The sequence below is a fragment of the Streptomyces sp. CB02980 genome, assembly GCF_014451325.2.
GTDB lineage: Bacteria > Actinomycetota > Actinomycetes > Streptomycetales > Streptomycetaceae > Streptomyces.
The window spans coordinates 1-19759 of the sequence record NZ_JACSCH020000041.1; the positions used below are offsets into that span (position 1 = coordinate 1).

The 19759-nt window shown below is 68.9% G+C and carries 21 protein-coding genes; 8 read left to right on the plus strand and 13 right to left on the minus strand.

From position 1 onward, the window contains the following. Positions 1 to 195 (minus strand): hypothetical protein (locus tag E0F75_RS39405; RefSeq protein WP_229315858.1); only part of this gene is annotated, 195 nt, incomplete at its 3' end. A 498-nt stretch (positions 196 to 693) separates the two neighbouring features. On the opposite strand from E0F75_RS39405, the gene E0F75_RS39410 reads away from it, so the two are divergent. Further along, positions 694 to 1164: a lamin tail domain-containing protein gene (locus tag E0F75_RS39410; RefSeq protein ID WP_229315859.1), complete on the plus strand. Its 471-nt coding sequence runs from the start codon at positions 694 to 696 to the stop codon at positions 1162 to 1164. 189 nt (positions 1165 to 1353) lie between these two features. On the opposite strand, the gene E0F75_RS39415 is transcribed toward E0F75_RS39410, so the two are convergent. Both E0F75_RS39415 and E0F75_RS39420 read right to left on the minus strand, forming a co-directional pair. Beyond that, positions 1354 to 1581, minus strand: a complete 228-nt coding sequence (locus E0F75_RS39415; RefSeq protein WP_229315860.1) for a hypothetical protein — start codon at positions 1579 to 1581, stop codon at positions 1354 to 1356. Between the two features lie 293 nt (positions 1582 to 1874). Beyond that, positions 1875 to 3587: a hypothetical protein gene (locus E0F75_RS39420; protein ID WP_229315861.1), complete on the minus strand. Its 1713-nt coding sequence runs from the start codon at positions 3585 to 3587 to the stop codon at positions 1875 to 1877. Positions 3588 to 3745: 158 nt separating this feature from the next. Here E0F75_RS39420 and E0F75_RS39425 point away from each other — a divergent pair, with 158 nt between their 5' ends. The 3 genes from E0F75_RS39425 (at position 3746) to E0F75_RS39435 (ending at position 4999) form a co-directional block, all read left to right on the plus strand. After that, complete coding sequence (locus tag E0F75_RS39425; protein WP_229315862.1) at positions 3746 to 3916, plus strand: hypothetical protein; 171 nt, start codon at positions 3746 to 3748, stop codon at positions 3914 to 3916. A 616-nt stretch (positions 3917 to 4532) separates the two neighbouring features. Further along, positions 4533 to 4745, plus strand: a complete 213-nt coding sequence (locus E0F75_RS39430) for a hypothetical protein (protein WP_229315863.1) — start codon at positions 4533 to 4535, stop codon at positions 4743 to 4745. Further along, positions 4745 to 4999, plus strand: a complete 255-nt coding sequence (locus E0F75_RS39435; RefSeq protein ID WP_229315864.1) for a hypothetical protein — start codon at positions 4745 to 4747, stop codon at positions 4997 to 4999. The genes E0F75_RS39430 and E0F75_RS39435 overlap by 1 nt, the downstream gene beginning before the upstream one ends. Positions 5000 to 5003: 4 nt before the next feature. Here E0F75_RS39435 and E0F75_RS39440 read toward each other — a convergent pair whose 3' ends face one another. Then, on the minus strand, positions 5004 to 5831 hold the full coding sequence (locus E0F75_RS39440; RefSeq protein ID WP_229315865.1) for a TniQ family protein: 828 nt from the start codon (positions 5829 to 5831) through the stop codon (positions 5004 to 5006). Between the two features lie 238 nt (positions 5832 to 6069). Here E0F75_RS39440 and E0F75_RS39445 point away from each other — a divergent pair, with 238 nt between their 5' ends. Both E0F75_RS39445 and E0F75_RS39450 read left to right on the plus strand, forming a co-directional pair. Continuing rightward, positions 6070 to 8298: a DNA-binding transcriptional regulator gene (locus E0F75_RS39445; RefSeq protein WP_229315866.1), complete on the plus strand. Its 2229-nt coding sequence runs from the start codon at positions 6070 to 6072 to the stop codon at positions 8296 to 8298. A 7-nt stretch (positions 8299 to 8305) separates the two neighbouring features. Next, positions 8306 to 8863, plus strand: a complete 558-nt coding sequence (locus E0F75_RS39450) for an XRE family transcriptional regulator (RefSeq protein WP_229315867.1) — start codon at positions 8306 to 8308, stop codon at positions 8861 to 8863. A 61-nt stretch (positions 8864 to 8924) separates the two neighbouring features. On the opposite strand, the gene E0F75_RS39455 is transcribed toward E0F75_RS39450, so the two are convergent. The 3 genes from E0F75_RS39455 to E0F75_RS39465 form a co-directional block, all read right to left on the minus strand. Beyond that, entirely contained in the window at positions 8925 to 9821 is an 897-nt protein-coding gene (locus tag E0F75_RS39455; RefSeq protein WP_229315868.1) for a hypothetical protein, read from the minus strand. A gap of 186 nt (positions 9822 to 10007) precedes the next feature. Beyond that, entirely contained in the window at positions 10008 to 10832 is an 825-nt protein-coding gene (locus E0F75_RS39460) for a hypothetical protein (protein ID WP_229315869.1), read from the minus strand. A 376-nt stretch (positions 10833 to 11208) separates the two neighbouring features. Then, a complete protein-coding gene (locus tag E0F75_RS39465; protein ID WP_308189666.1) occupies positions 11209 to 12033 on the minus strand; it encodes a TnsA-like heteromeric transposase endonuclease subunit in 825 nt (274 codons plus the stop codon). Between E0F75_RS39465 and E0F75_RS39470 the strand changes: the two genes are divergently transcribed. Next, a complete protein-coding gene (locus tag E0F75_RS39470) occupies positions 11944 to 12846 on the plus strand; it encodes a hypothetical protein (RefSeq protein WP_229315870.1) in 903 nt (300 codons plus the stop codon). The two genes, E0F75_RS39465 and E0F75_RS39470, sit on opposite strands and share 90 nt — an antisense overlap. A 216-nt stretch (positions 12847 to 13062) precedes the next feature. On the opposite strand, the gene E0F75_RS39475 is transcribed toward E0F75_RS39470, so the two are convergent. Further along, positions 13063 to 13329 (minus strand): hypothetical protein, encoded by a 267-nt coding sequence (locus E0F75_RS39475; protein WP_229315871.1) that lies wholly within the window; start codon positions 13327 to 13329, stop codon positions 13063 to 13065. A gap of 737 nt (positions 13330 to 14066) precedes the next feature. On the opposite strand from E0F75_RS39475, the gene E0F75_RS39480 reads away from it, so the two are divergent. Further along, positions 14067 to 14648 carry a hypothetical protein gene (locus tag E0F75_RS39480; protein WP_229315872.1) on the plus strand — a complete coding sequence of 194 codons (582 nt, stop codon included), beginning with the start codon at positions 14067 to 14069 and terminating at the stop codon, positions 14646 to 14648. Between the two features lie 149 nt (positions 14649 to 14797). Here the strand turns inward: E0F75_RS39480 and E0F75_RS39485 are convergent, their stop codons facing one another. The 5 genes from E0F75_RS39485 to E0F75_RS39500 all read right to left on the minus strand — a co-directional run bounded on the left by E0F75_RS39485 (position 14798) and on the right by E0F75_RS39500 (position 19147). After that, positions 14798 to 15088: a hypothetical protein gene (locus E0F75_RS39485; protein WP_229315873.1), complete on the minus strand. Its 291-nt coding sequence runs from the start codon at positions 15086 to 15088 to the stop codon at positions 14798 to 14800. A 495-nt stretch (positions 15089 to 15583) separates the two neighbouring features. Further along, positions 15584 to 15754, minus strand: coding sequence for a hypothetical protein (locus E0F75_RS39490; RefSeq protein WP_229315874.1), 171 nt, complete (start codon positions 15752 to 15754; stop codon positions 15584 to 15586). A gap of 176 nt (positions 15755 to 15930) precedes the next feature. Then, a complete protein-coding gene (locus E0F75_RS40270) occupies positions 15931 to 16059 on the minus strand; it encodes a hypothetical protein (RefSeq protein ID WP_267500085.1) in 129 nt (42 codons plus the stop codon). Next, positions 16056 to 18560 (minus strand): DEAD/DEAH box helicase, encoded by a 2505-nt coding sequence (locus E0F75_RS39495; RefSeq protein ID WP_229315875.1) that lies wholly within the window; start codon positions 18558 to 18560, stop codon positions 16056 to 16058. Before E0F75_RS39495 ends, E0F75_RS40270 begins: the two co-directional genes overlap by 4 nt. A 35-nt stretch (positions 18561 to 18595) precedes the next feature. Then, positions 18596 to 19147, minus strand: a complete 552-nt coding sequence (locus E0F75_RS39500; protein ID WP_229315876.1) for a hypothetical protein — start codon at positions 19145 to 19147, stop codon at positions 18596 to 18598. Positions 19148 to 19759 lie beyond the last annotated feature (612 nt).

The window sequence follows — 19759 nt, forward strand, 5'->3', positions numbered from 1 at the left end:
CAGGTCGGCTCTGGTGAAGCCGAGGAGCGCGGCGTCGGCGGCGGTGCGGAGCAGCGGCATGATCTCGTCGGCCGGCCGGCCCCGGAGCGTCTCGGCGAGCTCGGCGTAGGCCCGCTGGTAGGGAGCACCGTAGGCGCTCGCGGGGTCGGGCAGGAGGTGGTCGATGTCCTGCGCACTGACGGTGATCTCACCCATGACCGCTCCCGGCGTTCCGTGGGACCGGTGGATCCCGGGACCCTGTCTTCGACGCTACGAGCCGCCACTGACTGCACGGGCCCTCGACCGTCTGCCGATCGAGCAGCTGCCCGGCTTCGCCCTTCCGTGCGAGGGGTGGCGCGGCTGTGCGAAGAAACGTGCAGAACGGCTGTTACCCGGGCTGCTCACTCTGCTGGCGGAGTGCGCCGGGTGCTGCGACCGGTGGTGCGCCGGAGTGCGAAAGGGCTTGCGGTTGATCACTGGTCGGGTGGGTGTAGCTGTCAGTGAATGTCAGGGCCACGTCTGCCACGTGCCCGTGTCCGATACAGCCGTCAGTTACGGAAATGTCCGTACCCGGTAACGGGCCCTGTGGGGCGTTCCGGCGGGGCGGGTGGGGCGGCAGAGTTCGGGTCCTCGGCCCAGCACCGGACCGGGACCCGCACCGCTTCCACCAGCTCTTTCTGCTGGTGGGGCACTGTTCTTGAGGAGACATCACCCATGTCTGCTTCTTCGACCGCCCGTCGTATCGCCGCGACCGTCCTCGCGGCCGGCGCCATGGTCTCGATCGTCGCTCTGCCGGCCTCCGCTCACGACGGCGACCGGCACCGGACGCCGAAGGTGGAGATCAGCGCCGTCCAGGCCGACAGCCCCGGCCGCGACAACCGCACCGTGCGGTCGCTGAACGCCGAGTGGGTCGAGATCACCAACAACACCCGCCACGCGATCAACCTCGACGGCTGGACCCTGAAGGACGAGGACGGCCACCGCTACAAGTTCAACGACTTCCGTCTCGCCGGCCGCTCCACCGTCCGTATCCACACCGGGGAGGGCCGCGACAACCGCACCGACCTGTTCCAGGACCGCCGCAACTACGTGTGGGACAACAACTCCGACACCGCGACGCTGCGCGACGACCGCGGCCGGACCGTCGACACCGAGTCCTGGGGCCACCGCCACCACCGCCGCTGACCCCGGCCACCGGTGCCCCGTCTTCCGCGCGTCCCCAGCGGAAGCCGGGGCACCGGCCTGTGGTTCGCCGGGCACAGCACGACAAGACCACCGTCCACCTCGTCACGGAGGCGGGCGGAACCTGGAGCTCATACGCCCCCGGTGACCACACACGGTGAGTTGTCGCTCCACTCCCGCTGGCACGCCTCGTCACTCGGGAAAAGTGAAGCCCAGTTCGCGCAGGCGGGGCAGGCAGGATTGGAGGCACTGCTCTACCGACGCCGCATCAGTACGCACGAGGATGTCGTCACGCAACGGGGCACCACTGGCCACGAACGTCCAGGGCTTCCGCCTCTCCGCCATCCGCTCAGCATCAGCCTTGAACAGCACGGTTATGCCCTGTTCGGCCAGCGCCTCCATGATCGCGACAATGTTCACCGGTGACCCCTCCAGAGGCGGCTCGAACACACCGCGGTGAACCTATCCGTCCGAAGACTGACCACGAACACTGACCTCGCCACCCAAAGCGAGCACGAGGGCTGTCAAAGCAGGAAGACGCGACTCCTGAACACGCGGGCCTACCAGTCCCGAGGGCCAGAATCTTTTCCGTTGAGGCGGTGGCCAGGCCGAGCAGGATCCCGAAGGCCAGCGGCCGTTCCGCCCCGGTGACGGAGTGCGCAGGCATGGGTGCGGCGTCCTTGCGGCCGCCACCCACGGTCTTGTGTCCGGGCTCAGAGGAACCCGATGGCCGTGGCGATGGCCCGTCCGCCGAAGTCGTGGTCGCCGATGAACGGCAGGGCGTAGCCGGTCAGGTAGAAGGGGAGCCAGCCGGCGAGGACCAGGAAGGACTTGCCCGTCTGGTGTATCCGGTAGAAGAGGGCGACTGCGGCGCCGGTGAGGCCGAGGGTCGCGAAGATGCTCGTCAGGGCCTTCCACAGCGGCTGGACGGGTTCGGCGGAGTAGGTGGCGCTCAACGCGATGCCGGCCCCCATGGTGGCGCCGAGAACGATCAGGCAGATCGCCACGGTCGACAGGATGCGCAGGCGGTACAGACGCCTCAGTCTGACCTCGACCGGATCTGCCATGACTGCCGCTGTGAGGGAGGCGCGTTGGAGCGCGCCTTCGAACGCCACCAGTTCGCCGCGGCCTGCGCCCATGGCGACCAGCAGGGGCTTCAGGACGGGCCATGTGGGAACGGCCTTTCCGGCGAGCCATTTCTTCACCAATCGGCGGCCCTTCCGCGTGGCGAAGCCGAGGTAAGTCGCCGCGGCCATGTCGGCGTGCGACCAGTACCCGCCATGGGCGCGGAGCCCCAGAGCGTTGATGTGCTTTCCGAGTTCTGCCGCCGTTGAAACTCTGGACAACGCGATCGTGAGCTCGGTCGGGATCTCTGAAGGTTCGGTGTCCGGGCTGGTCAGCGGGTTGTCCGCGTTATCCGCAGGACGCTGATGGACAACGCGGACAACGGCAGGGTCGGCCGGGAACACCAGGGCCCTGCGGGCCCGCTGCCCGTCCGGGCCGGCCGGCGGTGCGGTCGTCTCGGGCTCGATCCGGATCACGTCCGGTCCCGTGGCCAAGCTTTCGGGCCCTTCCACGCCGAGGCCGGTGCGCAGTTCGTCGATGCCCTGGTCCTGTTCTTCCAGGTCCTCCTGGGACAGGTCGAGTGCGTCGGCGATCTGGGCCATCGACGGCAGTACGATCCCCGTGGCAGCCGGAACGGACACGGGCGACCCGGCCTGGGCCTCGGTGTCCTCGGCGTGCCGCACATCGGCCTTCGCCTGGGAGACCTGCTCCTCCGCGGCCAGTCCCAGGGCCTGGGCCTCGTGGTTCGCCCGCCGGGCGTGCTCCAGCTGATCGTCCGCGCGCTGCCGCAGCTCCTGCGACTGCTCCAGCGCAGTCTCCAGTTCCGCCTGCACCTCCGCGCGGGCCTCTGCCCGGGCGCGGTCGCGTTCCGCGCGCAGCTGGACGCACTGGTCCTGGAGCAGGGAGACCATCCCCTCCAGCCGGGCGCACCGCTTCTCCGAGCCGGCCAGCATCCGCATGGCCTCGAGCTGCTTGAGCCGGGCGTCGTCGAGCCGCCGGTACACGTCCTCGAGGTCCGAGGACGTCGTCGGCCGCGCGCTCGGGGCCCGGGGCACAGGCAGCGAGGACTTGAGCTGCTCCTCGGCCTCGGTGGCGGCTTTGAGCAGGCGGTGCCCTTCCTTGCGTACGCGTTCGCGCAGCTGACTCTGGGCGTCGGGGATCAGTTCGTTGACGATGTCGTTCAGGAGCTTCTCGGAGATGAGCCGGCTGCCGTTGCGCAGGGCCGTCCAGCTCGACCGCGACACGTGGAACTTCTCCGCCAGCTCGCTGACCGTCTCGCCGGCCGTGACCTTGCGCAGCCACAGTGCCAGGTCGTTGGCCTGCTCGGTGTCGCCCTTCACATCGCCCAGCGGCCTCGCCACGCTGCCCCTCCGCCCCGCGCAAGCCGGCGGACAACACCCTGTTGTCCGCGATTTACGGCCCACCACCTGCAGTGACACCACAGCGGGAAGGAGAACAACGCCTCCGTAGCCGCCAATTGGGTCTACCGCCACCCAACCACTTGGCTCAGGAGACCCGCATGCCCGCACCCAACTCTCCCAGGCGTAAGACCTGGCCGTACGCCGTCACCGCTGTTCTCGTCTACGCGCTCAACGAAGGATGGTCCGCGGCGGACGTCATCAAACTCGCCGCCGTCCTCCTCGTTCTCGTCGCCCTGGTCATCCAGGCCGGACCGGGCGACGAGGAGTAGACCCGGCCAGCCGAGCCCAGATCCGCGTGGATCTCCCGGGGGTTCGCGGAGGCCTGTGCCGATCGGGCGTGAGCGGGTGAGGTACGCGAGACTCAGCCCCCCGCACGGGGCGCGAGGGCGCCGATTCCCGAGAGCTACAGCCATGGGAGAGGCCCGGAGCTATTGAAGGTAGCTCCGGGCCTCTGCTGTCTTCTGGTCGGTCAGCCGTTGCTGACCGGCGGGGCAAGGAGGGCGAAGAACGTCTCCGCCTCCTCCGCGCTCAGCTTGCCGGCCATGCCGATGGCCTGGTGCAGTGTGTAGAGGGTGTCCTGCGCCGGGATCTCCGCGCGGCTGTGACTACCTCATGGGCGGGATCAAAGCGATCGAGCGCGCCGAGGACGCGAAGAAGGAGCAGGCCGTCGTGCAGACCGACGGACGGTTCGGGCAGGCCGACTCCTCGTAAGGCGAGCGAAAAGCCGGGGGTGCCCGGCGGGCCAATAGAGGCGTTGCCCTGCCGGGCTCGCGGGTGCCCCTTGTTCAGCAGGTCACACTGCTGCCGGTGGTCCCCTGCGCACCGGGGGTCCGGGGAGGGGCTGCTGCGCTAGCCTCGGTGTGTACCCGACCGCCGGAGGACCCGATGGCGCACCTGATCTTCGACGAGGACGAGGCGCGGCAGCTCCGCGAGTCCGCCCGTGAACGCGCGGCTTCCAGCGAGGGCCTGCTGGCCTACACGCTGGAGCAGCTGGCGGCCGAAGGCATCGACCTTTCAAAGGCCACCCCGTACGCGGACGTCCAGACCCGCCACGGGCTCGGCGACGCGGACGCCGCCCGTACGGCCGGCGCTGCTTGATGGCACCGAAGCACGGCCCCTGGCGCGCCCACGTCGTCCTCCACGACGTCGCGGAGCGGCAGATCGACGAGATGACCGATGCCGGCCGTGAGGTCCTGGACGCCGTGATCGTCCGGCTGTCCCTGGACCACCGGATCGGTACCCGGGGCGACGGGAAGCTGGAGTGGGAGTACCGCGATGGCCGAGTCCGGGTCGTGTACATCCCCACCGTCGTCGGAACGATCATCCTCGTCGCGTACGTCGAAGTCGACTGAGTCGTCACCAAACACCTCGGTCAGCGTGTGCGGCATTTTGACCGCGCGTGTCCTCCAAGACCCGTTGTCGCCACAACCGGTCAGAAAGAACCGTCGTGACCGCGACAGCCTCCGGATACGTCACCACGTCCCGGGCGAGCACTGCTACCTCACCCTCGGGGAGATCGGCACAGACACGGCCAAGACGCGCCGGCCAGAGCACCTCGTCCCGCCAGCGCGCATCCCACCAGGAGGCAACGACCGCCTGGGCCACGGCAAAAGCGTTCTCGCACGAGCCCCTACGGCGCAGCAGCGGCAGAAGGCGCTGGTGCGCACGGATCACCTCCGGTACCCCGGCGAGGCCCACCTGGCCTTCGACCAGCGTGACTCTGTCCAGCGCGAGTGAGTCGAGGGACCAGCACTGGTGCCTGACGCAGATCCTTGAACGCAGGTCGGAGTACAGACGAGCAGAACACGGAGCGTCTGTCCGGGCCGCCGTACACAATCGGCATCCCAGCATGACGGCAGGAACTGTGCTGCCGGAGGCGAAGCGCGCGTTCGGCTGGTCGCCGTCCGCCTTCGCGTCAGAGCCCTCCTCCCAGGAGGGCAGCGCCCAGGCCAGATGCGACTCTGGTATCTGGCAGAGGGAGGCCAGCCGGCGCCGTACTGCGGGCGCGAGGAACACCTCGCCGATGAGACAACTCTTTCCCCAGACGCCACGCACGCCGGGGCCCGCCACTGCAGACAGCAAGCCCGTCACAGTGACCTCGTAGCGAACGGCCAGTCGGTTCACGAATGACAGCGTCGTTTCACCTGCCAGCGGGGCCAGCCGGATGACACCGACGCCGGCCATGGGGAGAACGGATCCGTCACCTGCCACTCCACAGTCTCACCGGCCAATGCGATGGGGCCGGGATTCCCAAGCAATAACACCCGGTCGGACTGCGAGGACACGGTGAGGCTCTCGCCGAACCGCCGCTGTGCCCGAGCCACCGTCCAGCCGTGCGAGATCAACACGCGAACGCTGCCCGTACGCGTTTGGTACGCGAAACGTACGCTTCACGCTAGGGTTGCGGGACAGGAGGTGCTGCATGTCCGAGCTGTTCGACGCGGTCGACGCACTCATTGCGTCCCGCTCCCCGCTGCCGTCCCCGGCGGAACGCAAGCGGCTGCGCCAGGCGCACGGCCTGACGCTGGATGAGGTGGCCGCCGCACTGCAGGTGCGTCGGGCGACGGTCAGTGGCTGGGAGGCCGGCAAGACCGAGCCGCGGCCGCCCGAGCGCGACGCCTACGCCCGCATGCTCAAGCAGCTCGCCCAGCTCTACCCCGCCGACCCCAACGCCGCGGCGCCCGCGACGGGCACGGCGGTCCCCGAGACGCTTGCCGCCCCGGCCACTCCTGCGCCAACGGGGGCTGAACCGGCCAGAGCCCGCACCGAACCCACAGGCTCGATCCCGGAGCCTGCCTCCGAGGACACCGCACTGCGCCCCGCCCCTGTGTCGCAGCCAGCGGCCACGGCCAAGCCGATGTCGCGTCGCCCGCCCGCGCGGAAGGCGGCCCCGCCCGGCGCCCCAGTCGGTGGCGTCGATGCGCGGTTCGTGAACGGGCCGCTGGCTGTCGTGGACGTCACCGACGAGGGGCAGGTGGTGGCGTACTGCCCGGGCGGTCTGGTCCTGGAGGTGCCCGCCAAGTCCCTGCCGTCGCTGGTGGACTGGACGCTCGCTGAGGGCAAGCTCGGGCAGCCCAAGCTCTCGGGACCCGGTAAGGACGCCGACCCGCTCCTCGTCCTCACCGAGGCCGCGCTGGAGCGCTACGGCCTGCCGACGGCCCTGACCGCCGAGGAACGGACCGCCGGGCGCATTCCGGAGGGCCACAAGGTCGTCAAGCAGCTGACGCGCGCGCAGTGGCAGTTGACGAAGAGGGGCTTCGGGCCGTGGGCGCGGATCTACCGGCCCGCGCAGGGTTCGGAGCGGGCCTGCGTCCAACTGTGCATCCCGTCCTGGGACGCACTCGACTCCCGCCACTGGGGCGACGCCGCCTCCCTGCCGCCGGCGGAGCTCGCCCGCGTGCTGGGCATCTTCGCCGCCCGGGTGATGACGCCGCGCGGCTCCACGGCGGTGACCGGCCTGGAGCTGATGACCGCGCTGCACCCGCCGACCCGCGCCTCCGAGCCCGACGCCGACGGTAAGCGGCACTCCGAGCACAACCCCGGCAGCCTGGGCAAGGAGCCGGTCGACTGCGCACCGTGCGAGGCGCCCGACGGACACCCGCTCCTGAAGGACCTCCCGCGCTTCCACATCCGCGGCCCCGAAGAGAAGCTCTTCGAGGAGGCGTACGACTGGGCGCGGCCGATGACGGACGGCGAGTGCACCCGCCGGTTCCTCGTAGGCCTGGACGTGAACATGGCCTTCGCCGCCGGCGCCAACGGCCTCACCGTCGGCCTCGGCGAGCCGACCCACGTCAAGGCCCCGGCGTTCGATCCGAAGCTGCCCGGCTCGTGGCTCGTCGATCTCTCCCACGTCGACCTGTCGAGGGTGAAGGTCGCCAAGGACAAGTGGGTCGAGCTGGATGCTGACCTGTTGCCCAGCCCGTTCACCCCGAAGGGCGAGCGCCCGCAGGGCCCGGCCTGGTACGCGACACCGGCCGTCGCCTACGCGACGGAGCTGGGCTACGAGGTCCGCGCGCTGGAGGCGTACGTCCGGTACGACAACGGCCGCTACCTCGACGGCTGGTACAACCGGCTGCGCGACGCCTACCTTGCCACGATGGCCGACCTCGGCGTCGATGCGGACCTGTCGCCGGAGGACTTCCTGGCGGCGATGGACGGCTACAAGAGCCGTGACCCGGAGCTCGCGATCGTCGTCTCGGTGGTCAAGGCGACGGTGAAGGGCGGCCTGGGCAAGCTGCGCGAGCGGCCCCGGGGCGAGGGCTGGCGGCCCGGGGAGCCGTGGCGGGCGCTTTCCCGGCCGACGTGGCGGCCGGACATCCGTGCAGCAGTCATCTCCCGCACGCGGATCAACCTGCACCGGAAGATGGTCAAGCACGCGGCGTTCACCGGGCAGTACCCGGTCGCGATCCTCTCCGACTGCGTCGTCTACGCGGCCGACGGCGAGAGCCCGCTCGACTTCCTGCCGTACCGGGAGGGCAAGCCTCTGCCCGGCGGCTTCAAGCTCGGCGTGAACCCCGGCCTCGTGAAGTGGGAAGGCACCCAGACCGTCCTATGGGGCGAAGGCGTACGCGAGCAGTTCAGCGCCCCGGAGCTCAACCTCGCCCGGTACATCAAGGACGGCACCGTCACCGACCAGGACAACGGAGAGTAGGTAGCCGATGAGCATGTTCGGGGACGGCCTGGACGCCGCGGTGCAGAAGGCGTTCACCCGGCCGGTGCCGAAGTCGGCCGGCGCGCAGATGCGGTACCTGGTCAAGCAGTACAAGGGCACCAAGGCGGTCGCCCAGATGCTGCGGGTCTCCCAGCGGACCGTCGAGCGGTACGTGAAGGAGCAGATCAAGAAGCCCCGCGCCGATCTCGCCGCGCGCCTGGAGCGCGAGGTGAAGGCCCGGTGGCAGCCGCAGATCCGGGCGAAGGCCCGCGAGAAGGCGTCGACGACCGGCGGCATCGTCATCGACACCCGGGCCCGCCTCGGCTACACCGCGCCGATCGGATCGACGGACCAGGACCGGATCCGGCACCTGACCGTCGCCCTGCCGCCCCGCTACGCCGCCCTCCTCTTCGAGGCCCAGGAGCAGGGCGCCGGCGACGATCGGCTGCGGGAGATCGCCTCAGAAGCGCTCAAGGAGGTGTACTTCCAGGACGGCGGCCGCCGTGCCGGAAGCCTGGAGGAGGTCCGCTTCACGGACGTAGAGCACCTGGAGTTCGACCTGTAGAGACCGCGTCCTCAGCCGCTGCCGCAGATATATGACTGCACGGGGCGAGCCTGCAGCGTTGTCATGCGAGGGGGATGCCCACGGCTGCGAACAAGGTCTGCACGGTGAGCGCCGGCAAGTTTTCGAGCGCTGCCTGCTTCGTGTTTTCGAAGAACTGGCGCAGCTTGCCCGGCTCGGGGTTGGCAGACACGAGCTCGCCCTCAAGGATCTCGACGCTGCTCGTGATGCGGGCGCGCGCCGTGTCGGTGATGTCGGTGCTGTCCGCGGCCGCAAGGAGCTCTCGGGCGAACTGCGCGAGCTGGTTCGGGTCGTGGCCGAACGTGTTGTTCTGGGTGTTGTGGTTGCCGACCTGGGTGGGCCCGTTGAACGTGAAATTCGGCTGCTGAGACTGCTGCTCGGTCACGTAGTTCCTCACATTGATGGGATGGCGCTCGCCGCACTGGATGCCGAGGACGGTGAGCTCGAAGGTGGGGTTCTTGGCCGCGCCCCACGAGGCGGGACTGATGCTGTGCCGGACGGCCAGACCAACTTTGACCAGATACTCCGCGGCGCGCTCGACCTCCTTGGTCTCCAGGCGGACGTCGAGGAGGACAGCCCGTGGGGAGAGGACGAAGTCGGCGATGCCGATGCGGCAGTCCGGGAAGTCGTCCATGGCGGCGGCCAGCAGCTCGTTCAGCGCGAAGTCCATGCGGGCTCCGGGGCTGCTGCGCTGGCGGACAAGGTCCTCGGCCCGGCCGATGCCCCGGACTGTGAGCTCCATGTTGGTTCGGGTGTCCATGTCTCCATGCACCTTCACGAAGCCCTGCGCCTCCAGCCACCTGACCAGCGTGTGGAGTTCCTCTTCGGTGAGGTCGTTCCACTCTGGGGTGTCGGTGGGGTCGAACTCTCGCCCGATGATCCCGTTGGCCTTGCCGTGCAGCCAGACCAGCAGGATGTTCGCCCGTATCTCCGTCGTCACATCCCGATCGTAGAGCTCGGCCACTAGCGGTCCGAAATGGTTTCAGATTCGGGTGTGGGACGTGTCGGCGAAGCGGCGGGCGCCGGGCCTCATAGGCCGGTAGTCCAGCACGACAGCAGGCGACGCCAGGACGAAGGTGTGGGCTGCCAACACCAGCAGCCCGCCCCTCAGCACGGCTTCCGTCAGTCAGGCCAACGGCACGCTGCGGTCGGCGTGGATGACCGTCCCGTCGGCCAGCCCTACGTAGGGCCGCATCTGTGTGTACGGGATGCGCTGCTCTCGTTCTACGCGCCGCAGTTCGTCGGCTCGGATCAGGAACCGTGCGGGAGGGGCGCCCGGGGTGAGCACGTGGGGGAGCGGAGTTGCCCAGTTCTCCCCGCGCGTGACAAAGATGCGCCGGTTGTCGGGGAGCTCGATGCCCCAGCTGGTGATGGCAATCGACTGGTCACCGGTGTTGACTGCCTCCACGCTGACGAAATGATCGCCGAGGTCCTGGCTTCCGTCTGGCAGGTCGTAGAGCGGGATGGAGTTGGAGACCTGGAGGATGACGCGCGGGCCCGCGGGAGCGGGCAGGTAGCTCGCGATGTTGAAGCGATTCTCCTGCTGGTTGTGGTTTCCGACCTGCAGAGCGGCGGGGCCGTTGAAGGTGTTGCCAGCCACGCCCTGGCGGGCCGCGGATTCCTGCTGCTCGGCCACCAGGGCCTGAAGCTCGGTCGCAACCTGCTGCTGCTCGGACTCCTCCAGATTCTCCAGGAGCGATTCGATGCGGGTCTGCCACGATGCCTCCTGGCGGAGGAGCGCCCGCTCCGCCTCGCCGGTGGCATCGGCTTCCTTCAGCGCCTGCGCGGTGCGGTCCAGGCGTTCCAGCTCCGCACGCTCACGCTGAGTGTCGCCGCGCCCCAGGAGACGGGCTACGCGTTGCCGCATTCCAGTCCATGCGTCGGTGCCAGCGGCTTGGACGACGGCGGTGCCACCCGCTCCGGCCACGGCCATGAGTGCTTCGGTGAGCATGTTCCAATCCTTCGAGTCCAGGAATGCCCCCCCTCAAGCTGCGGCTGCGGCGCTGAGGCTTGAGACCAGTGTCCCTGGCACTACTGACAACAGGACCCTTGTCATTGGTGCCAGGGGAGGCCGCTCTCCTCTCTACGCCCAGTCCACGCCCAGCTTCGCGAGTGCGTCAATGTCCACGAGCGCTCTTTGTGATCAGTAGGTGGTGGTCTGGCCTGTGCTGATCAGTTTGGTGTGCCCGGGGTGGTCGTGTGATCGCGACGTGTCCGCAGGTGTTTTGGTTGTGGGTTCTGACTCTGAATGAGCCCTGACCTGCGGGGTTTTCAGTTTGCTGGATGGGTGATCAGGTCGTGTCATCTGTGCTGCGTATGGTTCAGGTTCAGTGATCGTTGGTAGGTGGCGGAGTGTGGAGAGTCGCCGTGTCTGGGTCAGGGCGCGGGCGGGCTGGCGCGCATGGGTGGTGGGTGCCGTTGGCGGATGCGTGCGTTTGGAGGCGGGCACTCGTGGGCTTGCAGGACGGCATCTGGCCGTTCGGTGATGTGACGGCAACGTGTTCGTCTCGTCCTCGTTCATCGCCGCCTGCGAGTCGCGGATCACCGACCCGGCGTACGCCCTCCCACAGTGGCGCTGGTTCGGTAAACGCCTCATGCACCGCGGCCGCCAACGCCTGTCCACCGCTATGCCGCGTGTGCCGGTACCCGGCCAGCCAGGTCACGTTGCGCCGGTAAACCGGGTCGACAGGCCCGAGCACCCAGTACCGCCAGCCCACCGCAGTACACATGTGCCCGACGGCCGATGCCAGAGACCGCTGCCGCCGCGAAAGCTCCGGACTGGAGGTGCAGTCCGCCAATACCGCCTGCCCATCACCGAACCGGAGCATCAACTGCGGCACATGGGCCCGTACACCACTCGGGTCACGCCACCGCAGCTCCAGCGGCAGAGCGGCCAGGCCGCTGATACGCGAGTCGCGGTCGAGCAGCATCACGTGCAGCCGCATCGCCGCGGACCCGTAAGGCACCAGCCGACCCGTAGTCGACGACCAAGCCCGGCGAATTGGATGGATACGACGGAGAATGCACGCCATGCTGGAAGCGATCGATGCGATGGGGGAAGCGTGAGCCGCGGGCAGACGGAAACCCTTGACGAGAAGCACCAGCGCTTGCTGGAAGCTTTCGTGCTGAGGGCCCGCAGGGTGGAGGAGCATTCGCTGGCCGCCGACTGGGACGCTCTTGTCGAGCTGACCCGCATGAGCATCAACGTCCGTGTCGACCACGGCGAGGTCCGGATCTCGTACGAGCTCCCGCCCGAGGAGGTGGTCGAATCTGCGGCAGCGCGCATCAGGCCGATTCTGCTGGAGCAGGAGGACTGCTTTCACATGAAGGCTCTCTCGGCTCTGGGCTACACCTGTCGAGCAGCGCCGCAAGATGCGGCGTGGATACGGGCCGCACGCGCTGAGTGGCGAACACGGGTGAGCCCCTCCACGCGCGACGAATCCGGCTACTGGGTCATGGTCGCTGACACGTCCACGGGCGAAGAGCGTGACCTTGATGCGCACGGGCTGGCCATGGCCTGGATCTACGGAGACGTGGTGCATCACGACCCAGAGCGACGCAAGGAGGGCGACACCTTCGGACTGCGCGACCGGTTTCGCGCCGCTGTACCTCTGGTGGCTTGGGCGATGGTCGGCACGATCGAGCTCCTGAACTTTGTCCGGGCGCTGAACGAGGCCGGGGCGCTCAACCTTCGACAGGAAGTGTTCGACGAGCAGGTCTCGTTGAAGTCGACCGTGTGGGAAGAGCGCGCTGAGATGTATTACGCACCCGTCGGCGCTCAACCTCCCTCGCTTGCGGGCTCTCCCATGCCCGAGGGGTGGCTCCCTCTGAGTAAGGCATCTGACCTGTCGGCCTTCCGGCACCACATCGCGGGGCAACTTCTGAACACGAAGCGCTCACCATCCATGACAGATCTCCCCTCGCCCGAAGGGGGCGAAGCCGCCCGCACGCCCGCCGGCGGCTGAAAGCGCGACCAGCTCACCGCCTGGGGCGTTCCGTGCCCTCCGCCGAACGGCTGGAAGGACGAGCTGGCCGAACGCTGGAAGGCCGCCCGCCCGGCCGGACCGCCGGCGCCCCCGCCCCCGGCCGACTTCGCCCAGGGCACGCTGGACTTCGGCTGACCCGACGACAGCGGGGCCGGACAGGATCCCTGCCCGGCCCCGCTGCCCGTTCCCGGTTGCTCACCGGCTGAGGCGGATGCGCGGTCCCCACGCGAACTCGAGGTCGTCCAGGAAGATGGTCTCCAGCTCCTTCTCCCACTCGCTGCGCAGACCGAACGGGTTGGTCTCCATCCGCTCCAGGACGACCAGGGTCTCCGACTGTCCGATCAGTGCGTACCGGCCGTGGGAGGCGGGCCGACTGCCCGGCCCGTACGCCCGCAGCAGCTCCTCCAGGCGGGCCCGGCGCTGCTCCGCGGATGTACCCCGCGCGCGTTCCTCGGTGCGCACCGCGCTCAGCGCGACGTTCAGGAATTCGCCGTCTGGTCAGTGCCTGTCGCGCGGGGCTGCCAGGGCGAGAGGGAAGCGCTCAGCCGCTGCTAGGACGGGGCACCCACCGTCCTCGGCCTACCCGGCCCGGCCGACTTCGCACAGGAGGCGCTCGACTTCGGCTGGCCGCTGTCAGCGCGACTGGATCCAGAGGCCGCCGTACGCGACGATGGCGCCGCCGACCGCGGTTGCGGCCCCTCGGATCAGATGCAAGCCGGCCTCATTGCGGATCTGCCGCACACGCTTGGTCCACCGAGTCCTCGAAGACCCACCATCCAGGGCTGGGAGGGGTTCCGGGGCGGGGCTGTTGCCCGTACGCTCGGACTTGGACATGAGCTTCTCCTTCGTCGGAGTTGTTCGGTCTTCTGCAGACGGCTCCCTGCCCACCAGGGGGCCGTCGCCGTTTTCGGCGACAGCCGTGCCGTTGTCCACTTCTTGAGATAAATCCCGAACCTCAGAGGTGGACGACCACTACAAAAGCACCCCGAAAGAGCCTCTGACCAGGGAAAACATGAGAATGTTGAAACATGTTTCTGCGGGCTTTAGCTGGTCTACGACCAGCTGATGTGAGTCCAGGCGAGGTGAAGAGTGGCTTTGACGAGGTTGTGCGGGATCATCTGGGCTCTCATGTGGTGTGATGCCGGGCAATCATGAGACTTCCTGTGTCTAACTGCGCTTGACTGTGGCAGAGTTGGCTGATGCCACGAATGCTGCGAATGCCCGGCAAGGACGTGCTGCCGCCTGGACCCAGACGCGAGCTCGTTGCCGAGCTGTACGTCCACTACCGGGAAGCCGGGCGGCCCCCGCTTCCGCAGATCGCGGCGCTCACCGGCACGATGCCCAACCCCTACAAGGTGAGTCGAGAAACCATCCGTCGTCTCCTCACCGGAACGACCACCAGCCAATGGGTAGTCGTTGACGCCGTTTTGCGTGCTCTGTGCCAGATGCGGGATTGGGATCCCGATGGTCGGCGCTGGCCGGAGCCGGAGGACCGCTATGACGAGGACGATCCAGCGACCTGTCGCGAGTATCTGCGGCGGCTGTGGAACAACGACATCGACGGCCTCGAGCCGGACGAAGCACCTATAGCTCCACCTGCCGTGCCGGCGCAGACCGGCTCGGGCTGGGGCGCCCCGCCGACCGCGGTGCCCTCGGCCCGGCAGGCTCCCGGCGGGTGGGGTGGTCCTGCATCACCTCAGGTAGACGATCCCTGGGCTACCAGCTCGCTTCCCACGGCTCCCGCCCCGCCAGCCGCCTACAGCGACGAACCCCCCTTCTGATCCGGACTCTCCACCGCCAAGACCGCGCCTCTCCGCACGAAAGGTCCTCGGCCTGGCCTCGCGGAAGCCGCTCGAGCAGCCACAGCAAAGCACGTAGGAGTGTTGCCGTCGTGCCCGGAACCGCGTGTGGATTCCGGGCACGACGGCAGTCACATGCCGAGGACGCGGCGTACGGCATCGGTCGGGTCCACGCCCAGCACATGAGCGACAACGAGCACGCCCAGGATGAGCGCGGTGACGGCGCCGGCCTTGTTGGCGAAGCCCTTGACGAACTCCTCGCCTGACAGCTTCACCAGCTTCCGGGCGATGGCCCGCGTGCGGGCGGTGATGAGGCGCAGGCGCTGGACCAAACGGCGACGCCAGTCCGGGCGCGCGGGTATAGCGGCCTGCTGGCCGGGGAAAGGCTGGACGGACCGCACGGGATCGACATCCCGGTTCATGGTGGGGCTCCTGCGAGGCGGAGGAACAGAGACGGCGGACACCTGCGTGGTGTCGTCCGCGGGGGTGTGTGCCGCGCGGTCGGCGGTCCTGCTGCGGCTCTCTGCCTGAGAGTGTCCCTGTGTGGCGTGATCCCAGCCCAAGGGTGGCTGCTGCTGCGTCTCCAGCGTAGCGGTGTTCGGCTCGTTCACTGCCCCGGATGCCTGGTGGGTGGTCATATGCGGCGCGGACGCATGGCGAGCGTGCCCTGCCGTGTCCGCCACCTCCTCAAAGACAGCACAGCTTGCGGCTTGTCGTGAGACTGTGGTGCGACCTGGTGACCCGGGCACGCGGATCACCAGTGGCGGCCTCGTCCAGCGCCTCACCGGAGTGGCGGAAGATCCCCGGGGCTGATCAATGAACGAGCTGTGCGAACTCAGTCTGCCTCACACTGATGCCCACGCGCTGTATTTCTCAGTATTTGCGCCAGTCCCCAAGACTAGCCTTCCGGCCCGTACTCACTCGATGGCCATTGCCGTGACCAGCCCGCCGGCGCGCTCGGACGGTATCCCAGCAGCGGCCAGGGCGCGGAGCACTCCCAGGCGGGCATTCACCGCCGCATCCTGGTGCCGACGGATCCGGGCCAGCTCCCGCCCGTAGGCGTCCGCGTCGTACGTCCCAGTGCTCATGCCGTTCCCCCTCATCGTCCCGGCCCCGCCTGCGCCGCCCGCTGCGGATCGCGCACGGGCGTGGCCACCGGCGCCCGCATCTCGGTGGCCGGGGCGCGCATGATGCGCCAGCAGCTGGTGCGGGGCGCGGTGACGGCGTGGGCTAGGACGATGACGGCCTGGCGGCCGGTGCCGCCTCAAACCCAGGTCCCGGTGAAGCGGACCTGATCGGCCGTCCAGTCGCCCAGGCGCCGCCACGGACGCAGCCGTCCGGGCAGGTAGCCGGCCGCGAGCGCGACAACGGCGGTGACGACCACGCCCGTCACGCCCACCTCATCCCGATCGCGGACAGCAGCTCCATCCGCTCCGGCGACAGCGTCGCCGCCCGGGAGCGCTGGTTGCCGATCCATGCCCCGAGCCGGAGCTCTCGTTCCTCCCGCTGCTCCTGGTCTTCGCCGACGATTCGTTCGATGTGCTTGCGCGGTACGCGGAGGTGCCCCTCGCGCTCGTAGAACTGCTTGGCGGCCTGGTAGTTCAGCGCCCACTTGTCGGCCTGCGTACGACGCGGCTGCGGCTTCTCCTCCTCGCTCGCGGGCTCGATTCCGAGGACCTGCTCGCACATCCACTGCTGCACGGTCGTGAGCTTGTCCCAGCCGAGCCGCTGCGCCCGCACCCACCGTCCGAGGTCCTCGCCCTGGTGCATCACCATGCCGGGCTCGGTCGGCAGCGTGCCACCGGCCTCCTCCAGGTGTAGCCGGACGAGGTGGAAGGCGCGCTGCCACTCCACCGGCCAGGCCGGGCACCACGACGGGTCGATGTCCTCCAGCTGCTCACGCCGCTCCGCCGGCAGGGCACCGGCCCACGACTCCACCGGCAGCCCTTCGGCCTGACGCTGCTCAAGCTCCAGAGCGCGCCGGGCGGCGGCCCGCGCGTTCTTCAGCCAGATGCCCACCCGGTAGCCCTGGTACGTGGCGTCGAGCGGGGCCAGGAGGTGCCCGTTTGTCTCGGCCCACCCGCGCGCGGCGGACAGGCCCTCCTCCCACGCGACGTCGTAGTGGCTCCACACCATGCCGAGCTTCTCCAGCTGGGCGATGCGGTCCTCGTCCATGTCCCTGCGGGCGTAGAAGCGCCGGTTGTCGGCGATCCACTGTCCGAGGGGGAAGTTCGCGAGCGAGGCCGGCCACCCGACCGCTTCGGCCTCGTCGCCCTCGGGCACGCGGTAGGTGAAGTGCACCTTCAGGTCTCCGTGCTCGCGCGCGAAGATGACGGCGGCTTCCACACCGCGCCGCCAGTGCTCGTGCTCCGGGTTGAGGACCCGCAGGTTGATGAACGCGGCCAGCTGCGCCGGGTCGCGCGGCGTGGAGAACTTCAGCAGCTTCCGCGCGGGCGCCGACGGCCCGCCGGACCCGTTCCCCCCGCCCCGGCCCTCCTGGCTCTGCGCGGCCTTCTGGATGGGCTTGTAGGCGCTGGGAGCCTGCTGCTCGGCGACCTGCTCCACCACCCGGGCGTCGTGCGCCCTGAGCGCCTCCAGGAGCTTCGCCAGCCCGCCGAACGCCCGGGAGGTGAGCATGTTGTCCGCCGTCTCGCCGGGCTCGAGCAGCACCGGCACCACGAGCGAGGCGACCTTGCCCTCGCCCGGGTGCATCCGCAGCGCGCGGCCGACGGCCTGGACGAGGTCGGGCATGGAGCCGCGTACGTCGGCCCAGTAGACGGAGTCACATTCCCGGGTGTCCACGCCCTCCCCGAGGACCTTCACCGAGCCCAGGAAGCCCTTCTCCACCACCGTGCCGTCCGTGGCGATCCCGGACGCGAACTCCCCGAGGACCCGTCGCCGGTGGCCCGGCTTGTGCTCCCCGCACAGCCAGTCCGCCCAGATCGTGCGCGGGTACAGCTCGGGGTCGGCTGCGTGCAGTTGCGTGGTGACGGCGGGAAGGCCGGCCGAGAATGCCTCGGCCTCCTTCACGACGTGGTGGAAGACGAGCGTCCTGCGGAAGCCCTCCTTGGAGGACGCCTTGAGCAGCGCGGTCTGGAGCGCGGCGAGCCGGGCCCCGCGGACCTCGTCCGAGCGGCTCTCGTTGCCCAGGAGCTGGGCGGCCTGGAGCTGGGCGTCGGTGATGTCCACGCACACCACCTGGTAGGGGGCACAGATTCCCCGGTCGATCGCCTCCGAGAGCGTCAGCGTGTAGCAGCGGGCACCAAACGGGCCGTCCGGGTCGTCCTCCATGGAGGCGACCAGCTCGCCCGGCGCGCCCTGGTCGACGTCCTCGTCCAGCTGCCACAGGCGGGGCGTGGCGGTCATGTAGAGGCGGCGCAGGGACGGGATGCGGGTGTTGTCGTGGACGACCGCCCACGGCTTTCCGATCCGACCGGAGGTCCGGTGCGCCTCATCGACCACGATCAGGTCCCACCCGGGAAGGCCAGCCTGGTGCGCGCGCTCCAGGGTGCCGAGCCCGAGGGAGGCGTACGTGGCGAACACGGTGACCTTGTCGAATGGCCGCACCCAGTCGACCAGCTCCTCCACGTCCGTGGTGTTGGGGAAGGTCACGTCCTCGCCGCGCAGGGACGAGACCCCGATCATCGGTCCCCGGCGGCCTCCCTGGCGCCACGCGGCCTCGGTCTGGGTGAGCAGGGCCAGCGAGGGCACGAGAACGAGCACGCGGCCAGCCCCGAGCTCTTCAGCGCTGCGGACGGCTACGAAGCTCTTGCCGGACCCGGTGGCCATGACCACCTGCGTGCGCAGGCCGCGCTCGGGCACAGTGGCCGTTGGGTGCGACAACGCGCGCAGTACAGCGTCCACGGCTTCACGCTGGTGAGGGCGCAGGATCATCTCGGCTCCATGGGGCGATCGGACAGGAGGCTGAGTCAGGTCGCGTCGTAGGCGATCCGCGCCAGGTGCAGGGCGGCGTCGAGGCTGGCCTGATCGCGCAGGTCCACACTGACCCGGTACTCGCGATTCCCCGTAGTCAGGATCCGGGCCGAGGTGACGCCCATGTCCTGCAGTTCCTGTTCCGTATAGCTGAGCCGCAGGTTGATGCTGCTGCGCTCGGCATACACGTAGGCGAACCCTCCGAGCTGGGAGCCCTGCTTGCGAAGTCGAAGGTAGTGGCTGTAGTCGAGCGGTTCGTCAGCGGCCGCCTTCTGACGCTTGATGCCGTGCACGCCGACCTTGGGCCACGTCACCGTCTCCTTCAGGAAGGCGAGGAAGAGCTCAGGCGCAGGGCCTCGTTCCACCAGGCGGCTGACGGTCTCCTGTCCCTCTTCCGGCACACCAGGTACTTGACCCAGCACCCCAGCAGAACCGACCGTCGCAACCCGATCAGCCGCCACCGCGCCCCGGGTGGTGAGCAACCGCAGGGCTTCGGACGCGTCCAACTCCTCCGGAGTGCCCTCGAACTGAAAGACAGTGACCTTCATGGTAACCCCTCTCTATTAGCAACATAGTACAGAGAAGCTGTAGTTAGTGAGGAGTATTGAAAAAACTATTCAGCTTCTTGAGCTGCCAAGCGCAAAGGCCCACTGCGTATGGCGGGCGGCGGTATCGGCCGAGGGTGACCGCGGCGGCCGACCGGCCAGGGTGCTCCGCCCCGCTGTACACAAGTAGGGCTCAGTTTGATGCAGGGCGGTGTGGGGCTTCGGGGTCGCGTCCCCGGTATCGGGGGCAGGGTCCTGGTTCCAGTCTCTATCCGTGCTTCAAAATGAAGCACGTGGGGGCTATTGCGGGGTAGTCTCGTACCTGATGCAACGTCAGCCCGCAGGTTCCCCCCACCCCCGAGCCCCCTCCCGCTCGCTGCCAGGGCCGTAGGCCCGTCAAGGCCTCGCGCAGCGAGGCCGGCCTGTGGGGGTTCCGCCCCCACAGAGGGCTGGAGCGCAGCGTAAGCCCATGTCCCGGCGCAGCCGGGACCTGCCCCCGCATTGCGGGGGCGCCGCTCCGAGAGCGCAGCGAACGGAGCGGCACCAGGATTGCGCAGCAATCCTGGTGAGTGGGCCGCGCAGCGGCCCACTCCGCTCACGCGGAGCGTGAGCGGA